This is a genomic window from Acetobacter oryzoeni, from assembly GCF_004014775.2.
In the GTDB taxonomy this organism is placed as follows: domain Bacteria; phylum Pseudomonadota; class Alphaproteobacteria; order Acetobacterales; family Acetobacteraceae; genus Acetobacter; species Acetobacter oryzoeni.
Genome location: NZ_CP042808.1, coordinates 1,665,092 through 1,680,364 on the forward strand (window position 1 = coordinate 1,665,092; position 15,273 = coordinate 1,680,364).

At 51.4% G+C, this 15,273-nt stretch carries 14 protein-coding genes and 2 tRNA genes; all 16 read right to left on the reverse strand.

Annotated features, from left to right (window positions below):
* Nucleotides 1-45: 45 nt before the first annotated feature.
* Nucleotides 46-1,986, reverse strand: a complete 1,941-nt coding sequence (gene nuoL / locus EOV40_RS07670) for an NADH-quinone oxidoreductase subunit L (RefSeq protein ID WP_128105567.1) — start codon at nucleotides 1,984-1,986, stop codon at nucleotides 46-48.
* 6 nt (nucleotides 1,987-1,992) lie between these two features.
* Nucleotides 1,993-2,316: an NADH-quinone oxidoreductase subunit NuoK gene (gene nuoK / locus EOV40_RS07675; protein ID WP_208729117.1), complete on the reverse strand. Its 324-nt coding sequence runs from the start codon at nucleotides 2,314-2,316 to the stop codon at nucleotides 1,993-1,995.
* Nucleotides 2,313-3,044: an NADH-quinone oxidoreductase subunit J gene (locus tag EOV40_RS07680; RefSeq protein ID WP_006116567.1), complete on the reverse strand. Its 732-nt coding sequence runs from the start codon at nucleotides 3,042-3,044 to the stop codon at nucleotides 2,313-2,315. The genes nuoK and EOV40_RS07680 overlap by 4 nt, the downstream gene beginning before the upstream one ends.
* A gap of 18 nt (nucleotides 3,045-3,062) precedes the next feature.
* Nucleotides 3,063-3,551, reverse strand: coding sequence for an NADH-quinone oxidoreductase subunit NuoI (gene nuoI, locus EOV40_RS07685; RefSeq protein WP_019088402.1), 489 nt, complete (start codon nucleotides 3,549-3,551; stop codon nucleotides 3,063-3,065).
* Nucleotides 3,551-4,579, reverse strand: a complete 1,029-nt coding sequence (gene nuoH / locus EOV40_RS07690) for an NADH-quinone oxidoreductase subunit NuoH (RefSeq protein WP_006116565.1) — start codon at nucleotides 4,577-4,579, stop codon at nucleotides 3,551-3,553. The genes nuoI and nuoH overlap by 1 nt, the downstream gene beginning before the upstream one ends.
* Nucleotides 4,580-4,584: 5 nt before the next feature.
* Nucleotides 4,585-6,663 carry an NADH-quinone oxidoreductase subunit NuoG gene (nuoG, locus tag EOV40_RS07695; protein WP_128105568.1) on the reverse strand — a complete coding sequence of 693 codons (2,079 nt, stop codon included), beginning with the start codon at nucleotides 6,661-6,663 and terminating at the stop codon, nucleotides 4,585-4,587.
* 5 nt (nucleotides 6,664-6,668) lie between these two features.
* Complete coding sequence (gene nuoF, locus EOV40_RS07700) at nucleotides 6,669-7,997, reverse strand: NADH-quinone oxidoreductase subunit NuoF (RefSeq protein WP_128105569.1); 1,329 nt, start codon at nucleotides 7,995-7,997, stop codon at nucleotides 6,669-6,671.
* A gap of 11 nt (nucleotides 7,998-8,008) precedes the next feature.
* Nucleotides 8,009-8,650 carry a complex I 24 kDa subunit family protein gene (locus EOV40_RS07705; RefSeq protein ID WP_128105570.1) on the reverse strand — a complete coding sequence of 214 codons (642 nt, stop codon included), beginning with the start codon at nucleotides 8,648-8,650 and terminating at the stop codon, nucleotides 8,009-8,011.
* Nucleotides 8,647-9,927 carry an NADH-quinone oxidoreductase subunit D gene (locus EOV40_RS07710; protein WP_128105571.1) on the reverse strand — a complete coding sequence of 427 codons (1,281 nt, stop codon included), beginning with the start codon at nucleotides 9,925-9,927 and terminating at the stop codon, nucleotides 8,647-8,649. Before EOV40_RS07710 ends, EOV40_RS07705 begins: the two co-directional genes overlap by 4 nt.
* Complete coding sequence (locus EOV40_RS07715) at nucleotides 9,927-10,586, reverse strand: NADH-quinone oxidoreductase subunit C (protein WP_128105572.1); 660 nt, start codon at nucleotides 10,584-10,586, stop codon at nucleotides 9,927-9,929. Before EOV40_RS07715 ends, EOV40_RS07710 begins: the two co-directional genes overlap by 1 nt.
* Nucleotides 10,579-11,139, reverse strand: coding sequence for a NuoB/complex I 20 kDa subunit family protein (locus EOV40_RS07720; RefSeq protein ID WP_003625270.1), 561 nt, complete (start codon nucleotides 11,137-11,139; stop codon nucleotides 10,579-10,581). The genes EOV40_RS07715 and EOV40_RS07720 overlap by 8 nt, the downstream gene beginning before the upstream one ends.
* 18 nt (nucleotides 11,140-11,157) lie before the next feature.
* Entirely contained in the window at nucleotides 11,158-11,523 is a 366-nt protein-coding gene (ndhC, locus tag EOV40_RS07725) for an NADH-quinone oxidoreductase subunit A (RefSeq protein ID WP_003630526.1), read from the reverse strand.
* A gap of 231 nt (nucleotides 11,524-11,754) precedes the next feature.
* Nucleotides 11,755-11,829, reverse strand: a tRNA-Val gene (locus EOV40_RS07730).
* A gap of 261 nt (nucleotides 11,830-12,090) precedes the next feature.
* Nucleotides 12,091-12,165 (reverse strand) — tRNA-Val (locus EOV40_RS07735).
* A gap of 86 nt (nucleotides 12,166-12,251) precedes the next feature.
* Nucleotides 12,252-12,539 carry an HU family DNA-binding protein gene (locus tag EOV40_RS07740; RefSeq protein WP_003624117.1) on the reverse strand — a complete coding sequence of 96 codons (288 nt, stop codon included), beginning with the start codon at nucleotides 12,537-12,539 and terminating at the stop codon, nucleotides 12,252-12,254.
* 145 nt (nucleotides 12,540-12,684) lie between these two features.
* Nucleotides 12,685-15,207 carry an endopeptidase La gene (gene lon / locus EOV40_RS07745; protein WP_128105573.1) on the reverse strand — a complete coding sequence of 841 codons (2,523 nt, stop codon included), beginning with the start codon at nucleotides 15,205-15,207 and terminating at the stop codon, nucleotides 12,685-12,687.
* Between the last annotated feature and the right edge of the window lie 66 nt (nucleotides 15,208-15,273).

Sequence of the window (15,273 nt, forward strand, 5' to 3'; positions counted from 1 at the left end):
AAAGAAAAGGAAAAAACCGTTTCGCGCATCATGTTTGCTTCTTCCTCAGCCACACAGCGCCACGGTTAACAGCACAACCAGACCGGCCAGCACCGTAAACGCGTAAATGGCGATAGACCCTGTTTGCAGCTTTACGGCTTGGGCTGCACTTGTACGCGCGGCCTGCACCATGTCATGCGGCACGGCTTCCACCACACCTTCTTCTCCGTCTTTCCAGAGAACACGTGCGATTGCGGCATAGGGGCGCACAAAAATGGCATCATACAATTCATCAAAATACCATTTGTTCAGCAGAAAGCGGTAAAGCGGCCCAAAAGCCCGCGCTATATTGGTTGGCAAAACGGGGTTCAGCACATAACACAGCACAGCTACTGCAATACCAGCCAAACCTGCCAAAGAGGGTAAAATGGCAATCAGGCCCGGCACATGCTCCAGATTTTCCATAATCGTATTATCTGGAGCATTGAAAATGGCCCCTTCCCAGAAACCGATCTGGTGCGTTCCAATGTAAAATGGCGCCAAAAGAATACCTGCCACAACGGCGCCAAAAGCCAATAGCACTAAAGGTACGCTCATAACGGCTGGGCTTTCGTGCGCGGCATCCCGTGCATGGGCATCTGCTGCCTGGCCATGAAACACCAGAAAAATAAGCCGCCAGCTATAAAAAGCTGTGAGAAAAGCAGTGATTGTGCCCAAGCTCCATGCATACATGCTGGCAGAAGAACCGGTGGACCACAGCGCATTGAGAATGGCATCTTTAGACCAATAGCCAGCAAACGGAAACACACCGGCAAGCGCTAAGCTGCCTATCCACATCACCGTGTAGGTCAGTGGCAGCTTTTTCCATAAGCCGCCCATCTTAAACATATTCTGTTCATCATGCATTGCATGGATAACGGAACCAGCACCCAGAAACAGAAGCGCTTTGAAAAAGGCGTGTGTTGTCAGATGAAAAACCGAAGCCTGATACGCACCCACACCCACAGCGGCAAACATGTAACCAAGCTGGGAACAGGTAGAATACGCGATAGTGCGTTTAATATCTGGCTGCACCATACCCACCGTTGCGGCAAAAAAGCAGGTTGTCGCACCAATAAGAATAATAAACGTGCGTGTTGCAGGCGCAAACTCTAGCAATGGAGACATACGCGCCATAAGAAACACACCGGCCGTAACCATTGTGGCTGCATGGATAAGGGCAGATACAGGTGTTGGGCCTTCCATGGCATCTGGCAACCATGTGTGCAGGAACAACTGGGCCGATTTACCCATAGCCCCAACAAACAGCAGCAGGCAGATAACCTCCAGCATACGAAAGGAAATACCAAACAGCGTGTATGGGGCGTTTAGAACCTGCGGAACCTGTGCAAAAATGGCATCATACTGCACAGTGTGGAACAGCACATAAATCAGCCCGATGCCGACAAGGAAAAACAGATCAGCCACGCGGTTGACCACAAAGGCCTTGATAGCTGCCGCTGTTGCGGATGGACGATCATACCAGTAGCCAATCAACAAATAACTGGCGAGCCCGACCCCTTCCCATCCGAAAAAAAGCTGGATCAGATCATTGGAAGAAACCAGCATGAGCATGGCAAAGGTGAACAGGGAAAGATAAGAAAAAAACCTGTATGTGGGCATAGAGTCATGGCTCATGTAGCCAAGGCTGTAACAATGCACCAACAACGAGACCACAAGCACCATTGCAACCATAGTGACAGATAGCGCATCAAACCTTAGCGTCCATGTGGCATCAAACCCACCCGCATGAACCCATTGTGCAAGATGCACTGTGGAATGGCCAAAACCTGCAAGCCACCCACCCCACAAAGCCCCAATGGCGCAAAGCGTCGCAATGCCCATACACAAAAGGGTAACGGCTTTGGCCAAGGTATCACCCATGAGGCGACCACCAAGCCCAGCTACGGTAGCCCCTACAAGAGGTGTAAGAACAGCGGCGGAAAAGAGGTTAAGATCGGGCTGCATAGCCAATCATCCCTTCATCATCGTCACGTCTTCGACCTGGATGGATCCACGATTACGGAAATACACCGTAACAATAGCCAGACCGATGGCCGCTTCTGCTGCGGCAATTGTAAGCACAAACAGAACCATGACCTGCCCGGACAGATCTCCATGTGCGGAAGAAAACGCAACAAGATTGAGATTGGCCGAAAGCAGAATGAGTTCCATGGACATCAGCAGGATGATGACATTCTTGCGGTTTATAAAAATACCAAACACACCCAAAACCAGCAGTGCCGCGCTAACAAAAAGATAAGGCCCAATACCTATGGGAGCGATTGCGGATGTCATGGCCTGTTCTCCTCTGTTTCCGCTACAGCCTGATTTCCGGAACCATAGGAACCGGGAACTGCTGTTTCGTAATAGGAGCCTTTGGGCCGCAGGAAACCACCGCTTTCAAACACGTTTTCGCCAAGTGGCAGTTGTACAAGCTCCAGCGTTTCTTCAACTGTGCGTGCGTGTTGCTTATCTATGTTCTGGCGGCGGCCTGTAGCGCGTTCACGCAACGTCAACACAATGGCGCCTATCATGGCAACCAGCAGCACCAGCCCACACGCCTGAAACAGAAAAACGTAGTGTGTGTAAATAACGGTTCCCAAAGCTTCCGTATTGGTAAGCTGAGGCGCAGGATTAAGAGGTGCCACAATATTGGCAGGCGCCATTTTCCAGTTACTGAACGCCATAAGCAGTTCAGCAAACAACACGCCCCCAACACATACGCCCAAAGGTGCGTGTTTCTGAAAACCTTCGCGCAGGCTGCTAAAATCTATATCCAGCATCATCACAACAAACAGGAACAGAACAGCCACTGCCCCCACGTAAACAATAACAAGCAGCATGGCCAAAAATTCGGCCCCAGCTACCAGGAACAAACCCGCTGCATTAAAAAATGCAAGGATAAGAAAAAGCACGGAATGCACCGGGTTACGTGCGCTAATGACCATTACAGCCGAAAACAGCAGCACCGTTGCAAAAACGTAGAAAACAAGCTGTGCCATCATTGGCCAACCTCCTGCCATGTCATGGCCTGCATCTGCTCAGCGATACGGGGCATCTAATTCCAGACGCCGCGCAAGCAGCGCTTCCCACCTGTCTCCATTCGCTAAAAGCTTGTCTTTGTCGTACATAAGCTCCTCGCGCGTTTCGGTGGCAAATTCGTAGTTCGGGCCTTCAACAATGGCATCTACCGGGCAGGCCTCTTCACACAAGCCGCAGTAAATGCACTTTGTCATATCAATGTCGTAGCGTGTGGTGCGGCGAGACCCATCATCGCGCTCTTCCGCCTCAATGGTAATGGCCTCTGCCGGGCATGTCGCTTCACAAAGCTTGCAGGCAATACAGCGTTCTTCCCCATTTGGGTAACGGCGCAATGCATGCTCGCCCCTAAATCTGGGGGATAGCGGCCCTTTTTCGTAAGGGTAGTTCAACGTCACTTTTGGGCGAAACATCATGCGGAAAGTGGATGACATGCCCCCCACCAGCTCTTTCAGCAGGAAAGAGCGCAGCGTGTTACCTAAAGCACCCATCAGTTCACACCTCCCATATGGGGCAGCAGACCTGTTGCCATAAGAAAACCTGCCGTTCCGATCATCCATAGAAGGGAAAGTGGCAGGAATACTTTCCAGCCCAGCCGCATAAGCTGATCGTACCGATACCGCGGGAACGTGGCACGCACCCAGATAAAGACGAACAGACAAAAAAGGATTTTGAAAATCAGCCACAAAGGCCCTGGCACCCAAGTCAGCGGTGCAATGCCCAATGGCGGCAGCCAGCCCCCCAGAAACAGAATACTGACCATGGAGGACATAAGGATCATGTTTGCGTATTCGCCCAGAAAGAACAGACCAAATGCCAAGGATGAATATTCAACAAAAAACCCTGCCACCAGCTCACTTTCCCCTTCGGGAAGATCGAACGGTGCGCGGTTTGTTTCTGCCAATGCCGATATAAAAAACACAATAAACATCGGGAACATTGGCAAGCAGAACCAGACATGACGCTGCGCCAGAACAATATCGTTCAGGTTCAGACTACCCACAGCCAGCAACACGGAAACAATCACCAAGCCAATGGAAACTTCGTAAGAAACCATCTGCGCGGCAGAGCGTAAGCCACCAAGAAAAGCGTATTTGGAATTAGACGCCCAGCCAGCAATAAGAATGCCGTAAACACCTAATGACGAAATAGCCAAAAGGTAGAGAATACCCACATTGATATTGGCAACTGCCAAACCGTTACCTGTAGGAATAACCGCCCATGCCACCATGGCTAACGAAAAGGTAAGAAACGGTGCAAACAGAAACAAAGCACGGTTTGCACCTGCCGGAATGATTGTTTCCTTTACAATCATCTTGATGGCATCTGCAAAAGCCTGAAGCAGCCCAAACGGGCCATTCACATTCGGCCCACGGCGGCGCTGCATGGCGGCCATCACTTTGCGTTCCATCAGCGTAAGATACGCAACCGCAATCAGCAGCGGCACCAGAACGGCCAGTGTTTCCAGCAGCATCAGAATAATCTGGCCAGCAAGGGTGTGGTAGAAGAACTGTCCCATTGGCCTTACTCCGCTGCTATTGCGCGAGGCACGCTATAAACTTTTGAACATTCCGCCATAGTAGGGCTGGCACGGCTGATAGCATTGGTCTGGTAATAATCTGGGATGACAGACCTGAAAGGTGCGGACATAAAGCTTTTGTCCTCATCCTTTTTCTGTTGTGAGGCAATTGCCTGAGGGGCTGCAAATTTTGTGATATGCCCCACATGCGCAAATACAGGATTTACATCCGCCATACGCGCACGCAATTCCTCCACCGTATTATACGGCAACGTGTGCCCACACACTTCTGAAAAAGCCCTGATAATACGCCAATCTTCTCGCGCATATCCCGGGGCAAATACAGCCCGGAAGGCACGTTGTACACGCCCGGCAGTATTTACGTATGTGCCTGATTTTTCCGTATAAGCGGCCCCGGGCAGAATAATATCTGCCCGCTTGGCCGCTGCATCACCATGATGCCCTTGATACACAACAAAGGTTTCTGGCGCGATACGATCAATGGGAAGTTCGTCTGCGCCCATCAACCACAAAACTTCTACACCACCCCGCAGCATGCTGGCAGTGGCGCATCCGTGCGGGCCGGGCACAAACCCAATATCCAGTGCCCCCACGCGGGATGCCGCTGTGTGCAGAACATTCAGCCCGTTCCACCCATCCGCAACAACACCTGTTTTTGCCGCTAAATTCTTACATGCTGCATAAATAGCTGGGGCATCCTGACGGGTTAAGGCCCCATGCCCAAGGATAATCATGGGGCGTGATGCTTTTTGCAAAACCTCTGCAAAAGCATTTTCCCCTTTTAACAGGGCATCCAACGCATCTGGTCCATCAGCCAGAATATCAACCTGATATGTTGGGTCAGAAACAAACTGGCCAATGCTGGCTATGGGAAAGCCGCCTCGCCCTGCATCAAGATACCGCTTACGAATACGGGCATTTAAAACAGGGGCCTCACGCCGTGGTTCTACTCCTACCAGCAACAAGGCATCTGCCTCATCTATGCCGGCAATATCGCTATTAAACAGGTAATTTACGCGTGCACTCAAATCATACCATGCGCCATCTTGTCGGCAGTCCAAGTTTGATGAGCCAAGGTTATTCAAAAAATCCTTAAGAGCACATAGGCTTTCTATATCACACAGATCACCCGCAATGGCACCGATCTTTTCACCTGGCACGCCTTCTAGCCTACGCGCCAAGGAAACAAATGCCTCCTGCCACGTGGCTGGATGCAGCTTACCGTGCACACGCACCCAAGGCTGATCAAGCCGCCGACGCTTAAGCCCATCAACCGAAAAACGTCCTTTGTCAGAAAGCCATTCTTCGTTCACTTCATCATTCACACGCGGCACAATGCGCATGACTTCACCACCGCGTGCTTGAACCTGGATATTCGTGCCCAGCGCATCCATCACATCAATGCTGTCTGTTTTTTTGTATTCCCATGAACGCGCATGAAAAGCCGATGGCTTAGCTGTAAGGGCACCTACAGGGCAAACATCTATCAGATTTCCTGAAAGTTCTGATGTCAGCGCTTTTTGCACATATGTGGTGATTTCAGCATTTTCACCGCGTGAGACCATCCCCAACTCAGGCGTGCCAGCAACTTCCGTGCTAAACCGAACACAACGTGTACACTGGATGCAGCGCGTCATAACCGTTTTAACCAACGGTCCAAGATCTTTGTCTGTTACAGCGCGTTTTTCTTCATGATAGCGCGAAATACCAGATCCATACCCATAAGCCTGGTCTTGCAGATCACATTCCCCACCCTGATCGCAAATAGGACAATCCAACGGGTGGTTAATCAGCAGAAATTCCATAACAGCACGGCGTGCACGGCGCACAACCTCTGTATCCGTAAAAATCTGCATCCCTTCAGAAATAGGAAAACCGCAGGATGCAACAGGCTTGGGTGCACGCGCCACTTCTACCAGGCACATACGGCAGTTACCGGCAACGGAAAGCCGTTCATGATAGCAAAAACGCGGTATTTCCTTTCCGGCAGCCTCACACGCCTGCAAAGCACTAAAACCTGCGGGCACATCTACCGGTGTACCGTCAACAATGACCTTCACCATTATTCTTACTCCGCCGCCACTGGCACACCGCCCGCAGGCACCTGCACCAAGCCCGTGCCGCCATGCGCAGCCTTGTACTGCCGGATACGCGCTTCCATTTCTGGTCGGAAATGCCGGATCAATCCCTGAATAGGCCATGCAGCGGCATCACCCAGCGCGCAAATGGTGTGCCCTTCCACCTGCTTGGTCACCTGCTCCAGCAGATCAATTTCTTCTATTTCAGCTTTACCCTGCACCATGCGGTTCATCATACGCATCATCCACCCGGTGCCTTCTCGGCATGGCGTGCACTGGCCGCAGCTTTCATGTTTAAAGAACTTTGAAAAACGCGCGATAGCTTCAATAATATCTGTGGATTTATCCATTACGATCATGCAAGCTGTACCCAAGCCGGAACGTTCTGCACGCAAACTATCGTAATCCATCAGCACAGTTTCACAGATAGATTTAGGCAACACAGGAACAGAGCAACCACCGGGAATAACGGCCAGCAGGTTATCCCAGCCACCGCGCACACCGCCGCCGTGTTTTTCAATAATTTCTTTAAGCGGAACACCCAGTTCTTCTTCAAACACACAAGGTGTATTTACATGGCCGGAAATGGCCATAAGTTTTGTGCCTGCATTATTGGGTCGGCCCAAGCCAGAAAACCAGGCTGCACCACGGCGCATAATGGTGGATGTAACGGCTATGCTTTCCACATTATTCACTGTAGTTGGGCAACCATATAACCCTGCTCCTGCCGGAAATGGCGGCTTCATACGGGGCTGGCCTTTTTTGCCTTCCAGGCTTTCCAGCAGAGCTGTTTCTTCCCCGCAAATGTATGCGCCGGCACCACGGTGAATACGGAAATCAAAATCCCATCCGCTACCAGCTGCATTTTTTCCGAGAAGACCTGCCTCGTAAGCCTCATCTATGGCAGCCTGAAGGCGCTCGGCTTCTCTGCAAAACTCGCCACGAATGTAAATATAGGACGCATGCGCACCCATAGCGAAAGAGGCTATCATTGCGCTCTCTATCAGCTTATGTGGCTCATGCCGCATAACTTCCCGGTCCTTACATGTGCCGGGTTCTGATTCATCCCCATTGATAACGAGATAATGTGGGCGACCATCAGACTTTTTGGGCATGAATGACCACTTTAGCCCGGTGGGGAAACCCGCTCCGCCACGTCCACGCAGGCCAGAGGCTTTCATTTCTGCCACTACGGCATCTCGCCCTTTTGCAATAATGGCTGCTGTATTATCCCAGTCTCCCCGTTTGCGGGCTGCGGGCAAACGCCAATCATCCTGGCCGTAAAGATTGGTGAAGATACGGTCTTTGTCTTGAAGCATGGCCGTTTCTCCTATTTCTGATCCGAGGATGATGCAGACGTTTCCAGAAGGGTTTTTCTGCCCCCTTCCGGTGCTGAGCACATACGGTTGTTAGTCGGCCCAGCTTCTGGCTTCCGGCCTGCACGCAAATCCGCAATTAATGCTTCTGTGCGAGGACCATCCATATCTTCGTAGTAGTCATCATCAACTTGCAGAATAGGTGCATTAGCACATGCGCCCAGACACTCCACTTCTGTTAGAGTGAACAGACCATCTGCGCTGGTTTCACCAAAATGATGAATACCCGTTGCCTTACGGCAAGCCTCTGTTACCGCATCCGAACCACGTAGCCAGCATGGCGTGGTTGTGCAGACCTGAAGATGATAGCGACCAATCGGCTTTGTGTTGAACATGGTATAAAAAGAGGCAACCTCATACACACGTATTGGTGCCATCTCTAACCTGCGGGCAATGTCATCCATTGCTGCAAGAGGTATCCAGGCGCTGCCGGTTACACGGCCCATCTGGCGCTGTGCAACATACAAAAGCGGCATAACCGCACTGGCTTTGCGCTCTTCTGGATATTTTTTAAGAACATTTACAATTTCTGCTTCAGATTCATCATCAAAAGCAAAGCTATCCGGCTGTTCTGCCGGGGCCCAGGTGGTATTCATCGGTCAACCTCCCCGAACACAAGATCAAGCGATCCGATAATGGCCACCATGTCTGCCAGCATACCGCGGCGAGACAGTTCATCGATGGCCTGAAGATGAGCAAATCCTGTTGGGCGAATTTTACAGCGATAAGGACGGTTGCTTCCATCAGCAACCAGATACACCCCAAACTCTCCTTTAGGACTTTCAACCGCTGTATAGGTTGCGCCGGGGGGTACATGATACCCTTCGCTAAACAACTTGAAGTGATGAATGAGCGCTTCCATGGAACGCTTCATTTCTGCGCGTGGAGGCGGACTGAACTTAGGGTCCTGCACCTTTACATCCCCTGGGCGTATCTGGGCCAGGCATTGCTCAATAATCTTGACGCTTTCACGCATTTCCGCAACACGCACCAAGTAACGATCATAACAATCGCCCTGCCGCGCTACCGGCACATTGAATTCAACCTTGTGGTAATTATCATAAGGTTGATTACGCCGCAGATCCCATGGCACACCCGAGGCACGCAAACACGGTCCGCTAAAGCCCCAAGCCAATGCCTGTTCTGTTGTAAAAACGCCAATACCAACTGTGCGCTGTTTCCAGATACGGTTTTCAGTCAGAAGGCCTTCGAGTTCATCAATCCATTTTGGAAACTCTTTGGCCCATGCGCCTATTTTATCTTCCAAACCTGCCGGAACATCCCGCGCCACACCGCCCGGGCGGAAATAATTGGCATGAAACCGCGCGCCAGATGCTGCCTCGTAAAACTCCAGAAGTTTTTCGCGCTCTTCATATCCCCACAAAGCGGGGGTAACGGCCCCACAATCTAACCCCATCGCTGTAAGGTTGAGAATATGGTTTAGAACACGCGTTATTTCTGCAAACATAACACGCAGCCACTTGGCGCGTTCTGGAATATCAATGCCCAGAAGTTTTTCTGTTGCCAGAGCAAATGCCTGCTCCTCACACATCGGAGAAACATAATCCAGCCGATCAAAATACGGCAGAGCTTTCTGATAGGTTTTGTATTCTATCAGTTTTTCTGTACCACGATGCAAAAGGCCAATATGGGGCACAGCACGCGCCACCACCTCACCTTCCATTTCCAGCACCAAGCGCAACACACCATGTGCAGATGGATGCTGGGGACCAAAATTCAGCGCGTGAGAATCAATTTCCACAATCTTGCGTGGTTCTTCTTCCGCCACCTTTTCTGGCACAAGGCTTTCAGGAACATCTTGCCGCAGCACAGTATCTGCAGTTTCGATAAAGGTGTTTTTCAATTCAGTCATCAGCCGGACCTCTTCATGCCCTGTCTGACTTCATGAGCTTTTTCGTCTCCCGGCAAAGTCAGCATGCCCTCCCATGGGGAAACGAAATCGAAATCTCGAAAATCCTGTGTCAAGGAAACAGGTTCTTTTACAACCTGCCTGCGCTCCACATCGTAACGAACCTGTTCATAGCCCGTTAACGGGAAGTCTTTGCGCAGCGGGTGCCCTTCAAACCCATTATCTGTAAGGATACGCCGCATATCTGGCTGCCCAGAAAAGACCACTCCAAACAGATCGTAACATTCACGCTCCCACCATGTGGCACAGGGCCATAAATGGTGCACAGAAGGCACGGGGGTTACTTCATCTGTCTGCACAATGACGCGAATACGGTGGTTATGTGTGACAGACAGCAGATTATAAACAACCTCGAAGCGTTGTGGTCGTTCTGGATAATCTACCCCACACAAATCCATCAGCTGCTCAAAGCGATATGATGGATGATCCCTCAGCAGCTCGAAAAAATGCAATAAGTGATCGCGCTTTATGCGAACGACCAACTCACCTTTTTCTACTGCCGCATAGGAAACTGAAGGCACAGTTGCCATAAAGATAAAGGCCATGGCAGACAGCCGCCCCTCAAGGCGCCCCTGCCGAGGATTTACAGGAAGTTCAGCCACGGAGAATGGTCCCTGTCCGACGTATTTTTTTCTGAAGCAGCATGATGCCGTAGATCAAAGCCTCTGCCGTAGGCGGGCAGCCGGGCACATACACATCTACAGGCACAATGCGATCACACCCACGCACCACTGAATAGGAATAGTGGTAATACCCACCGCCATTGGCACAGGAGCCCATGGAAATAACCCAACGTGGCTCGGCCATTTGCTCGTACAACCGGCGCAGCACAGGGGCCATTTTGTTGGTAAGCGTGCCAGCCACAATCATGACATCTGACTGGCGCGGCGAGCCACGCGGGATAATACCCATACGGTCCAGATCATACCGCGGCATATAGGCGTGGATCATTTCCACTGCACAGCAAGCCAGCCCAAAGGACATAGGCCACAAGCTACCTGTACGCCCCCAGTTCACCAACTTATCCAGATTGGCAACAACAAAGCCTTTTTCGGCCAGAACCCCTGTAATGCCCCGCACAACAGCATCTTGCTCTGGGCCAGGCGGAAGCGCTTCGCGGTTCCATAAGACCGCATCCTGCTGGTTGGTTGTCATGGCTGTATCTCCCTCACCTCAATCCCAATCCAGCGCGCCCTTGCGCCATTCGTACAAAAAACCAATGCCCAGCACGGCCAGAAACCCAAGCATGGAAAGAAAGCCAAACAGCCCGATGCGCCCTAGGCTGATCGCCCAAGGAAACAGGAATGCAACTTCCAGATCGAAAATGATGAACAGGATGGCAACCAGATAGAAGCGCACATCAAACCGACGGCGTGCATCATCAAATGCTTCAAAACCGCATTCATAAGCTGTCAGTTTTTCAGAATACGGTTTCTGGTGGCCGCTTAGCAGCGCCATACCCAGCATGGCGGCGGCAATAATAACCGACATGCCCCCAAACACGAGAACTGGCGCATAATCACCAAGAACAGACTGCATGGTGTGGTTCCTGCACATGTTTCAAGCCGCAGTGGCTTTTGTTTCATGCAGCAACCCTAGCCCCAACATCCTGCGCACGGATATGCACGAACGCGTTGGGTATGGGGCACTTTCTTGTGAAGGCCGAATTTTAAGGGAGAAATTGAGAGACCAGAGAATGCTCTAGCAAAAACCACACAGGCAGCAATGGAACTAAGTCCATTGTGCATGTGGATTACCATTTGGGGAAAATGGTGGGCAATGACGGGATCGAACCGCCGACCATCTCGGTGTAAACGAGACGCTCTACCGCTGAGCTAATTGCCCGCGCCCTATGTGCCATAAACAGAAGAGGCCGACAACCCCTTCACATGATTCAAACCACAATGGCTTTTATTTCATGCAGCAACTCTAACCCCAACATCCTGCGTACGGATATGCACGAACGCGTTGGGTATGGGGCACTTTCTTGCACAGGCCGAATTTTAAGGGAGAAATTGAAAGGCCAGAGAATGCTCTGGCAAAAACCACACACAGGCAGCAATGGAACTAAGTCCATTGTGCGTGTGGGTTACCATTTGAGGAAAATGGTGGGCAATGACGGGATCGAACCGCCGACCATCTCGGTGTAAACGAGACGCTCTACCGCTGAGCTAATTGCCCGCGCCGTATGTGCCATAAACAGAAAAGGCCGACAACCCCTTTTTTGAGATTGTCGGCCTTTTTCAGAAAAAAATTTTCTAACGGAATTAACCGCTGACGGCATCCTTCAGCGCCTTGCCCGGCTTGAAGCGGACAGAGGTGGAAGCAGGGATATCGATTTCTTCACCCGTACGTGGGTTGCGGCCTTTAGCTGCCTTGCGGGTTGCGGTCACGAATGTGCCAAAACCAACCAGACGTACTTCCTGCTTTGTGGACAGGGCCTTTTCGATCGCACCGAATACGGCATCGACCACTTCACCGGCTTTTGCCTTGGGCAGGTCAACAGCTTCAGCCACTGCTGAAACGAGTTCCTGCTTGTTGAGCGGCTTCTCCATCCTTACGCCTTTCTATTTCTTATATCTGTTCGGAACGGCGGGCGGCCTATTTCGTCCGCCTGTCCGCTACCTGAACGCACTATGAAGCCGTTTTCCGCCACGTCAACCAAGCAAACGCAACTTCGTGGGCTCTTATCCCTTCTATTCAGTGTGGCAACACCGGAAGAGCGGATTCTCCACCAGCTGCTGGCAGTGGATCTGGCACATCTTCCCACTCAATGGGCTGAGGCTGACGCACTAGTGCACGCGCCAGAACTTCATCCACATGAGAGACAGGAACGATTTCCAGTTTCTTCTTCACGTTTTCAGGGATTTCCGTAAGGTCCTTCTCATTTTCCTTGGGAATGAACACTGTACGAATGCCCGCACGCAGGGCAGCAAGCAGCTTTTCTTTCAAGCCACCAATAGCCAGCACACGCCCACGCAAGGTGATTTCACCCGTCATGGCCACATCCCGACGGATAGGAATACCTGTCAGCACGCTTACCAAGGATGTGACCATCGCCACACCGGCAGAAGGTCCATCTTTGGGAGTCGCACCTTCAGGCACGTGCACATGGAAGCTGCGCTTATCAAACAAGGTGGGCACAATGCCAAAGCTGGTTGCCCGACTCCGAACAAAGGAGAATGCAGCAGAGATGCTCTCCTTCATTACGTCGCCCAGCTTACCGGTTTCAACAATACCGCCCTTGCCCGGCACCATAACGCTTTCAATGGTCAGGATTTCCCCGCCCACTTCGGTCCAAGCCAGGCCAGTTACAACACCAACCATGTCTTCAGCTTCGGTTTCCCCGTAGCTGAAGCGACGCACACCTGCGTATTTGTCCAGATTCTTGGGGGTAACAGAAACTTTCTTGGCCTTGCCGGTAACAATTTCCTTCACGGCCTTACGGGCAAGCCCTGCAAGTTCACGTTCCAGATTACGCACGCCGGCCTCACGCGTGTAATAGCGAATCAGATCCCGCACAGCGTCATCTGTAATCGACCATTCACCCGGCTTGAGATTATGCGCCTGCGTCTGCTTGGAAATAAGGTGGCGTTTGGCAATTTCCACCTTTTCATCTTCCGTGTAACCGGACAGACGAATGATCTCCATACGATCCAGCAGAGGCTGCGGCATGTTCAGGCTATTAGCCGTTGTAACGAACATGACGTCAGATAGATCGTAATCCACTTCCAGATAATGATCTGCAAATGTGCTGTTCTGCTCCGGATCCAACACTTCTAGCAGTGCAGATGCCGGATCTCCGCGCCAATCAGACCCGAGCTTGTCAATTTCATCCAGCAGGAACAGCGGATTCGAGACTTTCGCCTTCTTCATCCCCTGAATGATCTTACCGGGCATGGAGCCAATATATGTGCGCCGATGACCACGGATTTCAGCTTCATCACGCACGCCACCGAGTGACATACGCACATAATGCCGCCCCGTTGCCTTGGCGATGGAACGTGCCAGAGACGTTTTACCAACACCCGGAGGACCTACCAGGCACAGAATCGGACCTTTGAGCTTCTGGGACCGACTTTGGACAGCCAGATATTCCAGAATCCGTTCTTTAACTTTTTCCAGCCCGTAGTGATCTGTATCCAGAATTGTTTCTGCTTCTGTCAGATCATGTTTGACCTTGGTCCGCTTTTTCCACGGAATACTCAGCAGCCAATCCAGATAATTCCGCACCACTGTAGATTCGGCAGACATCATGCTCATGCCGCGCAGCTTCTTCAGCTCCGCTACAGCTTTTTCGTGTGCTTCCTTGGAGAGCTTGGTTTTGGCAATGCGTTCTTCCAGTTCGGATGTTTCATCCTTACCGTCTTCGCCTTCACCCAGCTCCTTCTGAATCGCCTTGAGCTGTTCGTTCAGATAGTACTCGCGCTGCGTTTTTTCCATCTGGCGTTTAACGCGGTTGCGAATTTTCTTTTCGACCTGAAGAACATCAATTTCCGCCTCAATATGCGCAAAAACCTTTTCCAGCTGCGCCATCACTGTTGGCGCCTCCAGAATTTCCTGCTTTTCCGCAATCTTGAGGTTCAGGTGGCTGGTTACGGTATCCGCCAGCTTTGCCAGATCACTAATCTGGTTCAGAGATACCAGCACCTCAGACGCAATCTTCTTGTTGAGCTTCATATACTGCTCAAACTGAGACACGATAGAACGCCCAAGCGCCTCGGCTTCTGGCCCTTCAGCCGCCTGCTCTGGCATATCTTCAATATCGGCTTCGAAGTGGCCTTCAACCTCGTGCAAGGTTTTTACGCGTACGCGCTTTACCCCTTCCACCAACACCTTCACGGTGCCGTCCGGCAGTTTTAGAAGCTGCAGAATGGTTGAAAGCGTGCCAACCCGATAAATGTCATCGGCGGACGGATCATCCTGCGCTGCATCTTTTTGGGCGACCAGCAGAATATGGCGGTCATCTTTTGTGACCGTTTCCAACGCTTTTACAGATTTTTCGCGCCCAACAAACAGGGGCACAATCATGTGCGGGAACACCACAATATCGCGCAATGGCAATACAGCCACATGAAGCGGAGCTTTAGCTTCCTGAACTTCCGGCTCTGCCGCAGCTTCTGCAACTGGTGCGGTTTTGGGCGTGGCTTCTGCTGCCACTTCCGGTTTGGTTTTTGTTGCAGTCCGGCGTCTGCGTTTCACTGGTTTTTCGTTATCAGCCATGATGATGACCTCCTGACAAGGACGATCCGGACACGGCACCCGCCTGCGGCATGCCTTGTTCCGTGC

Coding starts and splice junctions, on each gene's coding strand:
- nuoL (WP_128105567.1), bottom strand. CDS start 1,986: ATGCAGCCCGATCTTAACCTCTTTTCCGCCGCTGTTCTTACACCTCTT.
- nuoK (WP_208729117.1), bottom strand. CDS start 2,316: ATGACATCCGCAATCGCTCCCATAGGTATTGGGCCTTATCTTTTTGTT.
- EOV40_RS07680 (WP_006116567.1), bottom strand. CDS start 3,044: ATGGCAGGAGGTTGGCCAATGATGGCACAGCTTGTTTTCTACGTTTTT.
- nuoI (WP_019088402.1), bottom strand. CDS start 3,551: ATGGGTGCTTTAGGTAACACGCTGCGCTCTTTCCTGCTGAAAGAGCTG.
- nuoH (WP_006116565.1), bottom strand. CDS start 4,579: ATGGGACAGTTCTTCTACCACACCCTTGCTGGCCAGATTATTCTGATG.
- nuoG (WP_128105568.1), bottom strand. CDS start 6,663: ATGGTGAAGGTCATTGTTGACGGTACACCGGTAGATGTGCCCGCAGGT.
- nuoF (WP_128105569.1), bottom strand. CDS start 7,997: ATGCTTCAAGACAAAGACCGTATCTTCACCAATCTTTACGGCCAGGAT.
- EOV40_RS07705 (WP_128105570.1), bottom strand. CDS start 8,650: ATGAATACCACCTGGGCCCCGGCAGAACAGCCGGATAGCTTTGCTTTT.
- EOV40_RS07710 (WP_128105571.1), bottom strand. CDS start 9,927: ATGACTGAATTGAAAAACACCTTTATCGAAACTGCAGATACTGTGCTG.
- EOV40_RS07720 (WP_003625270.1), bottom strand. CDS start 11,139: ATGACAACCAACCAGCAGGATGCGGTCTTATGGAACCGCGAAGCGCTT.
- ndhC (WP_003630526.1), bottom strand. CDS start 11,523: ATGCAGTCTGTTCTTGGTGATTATGCGCCAGTTCTCGTGTTTGGGGGC.
- EOV40_RS07740 (WP_003624117.1), bottom strand. CDS start 12,539: ATGGAGAAGCCGCTCAACAAGCAGGAACTCGTTTCAGCAGTGGCTGAA.
- lon (WP_128105573.1), bottom strand. CDS start 15,207: ATGGCTGATAACGAAAAACCAGTGAAACGCAGACGCCGGACTGCAACA.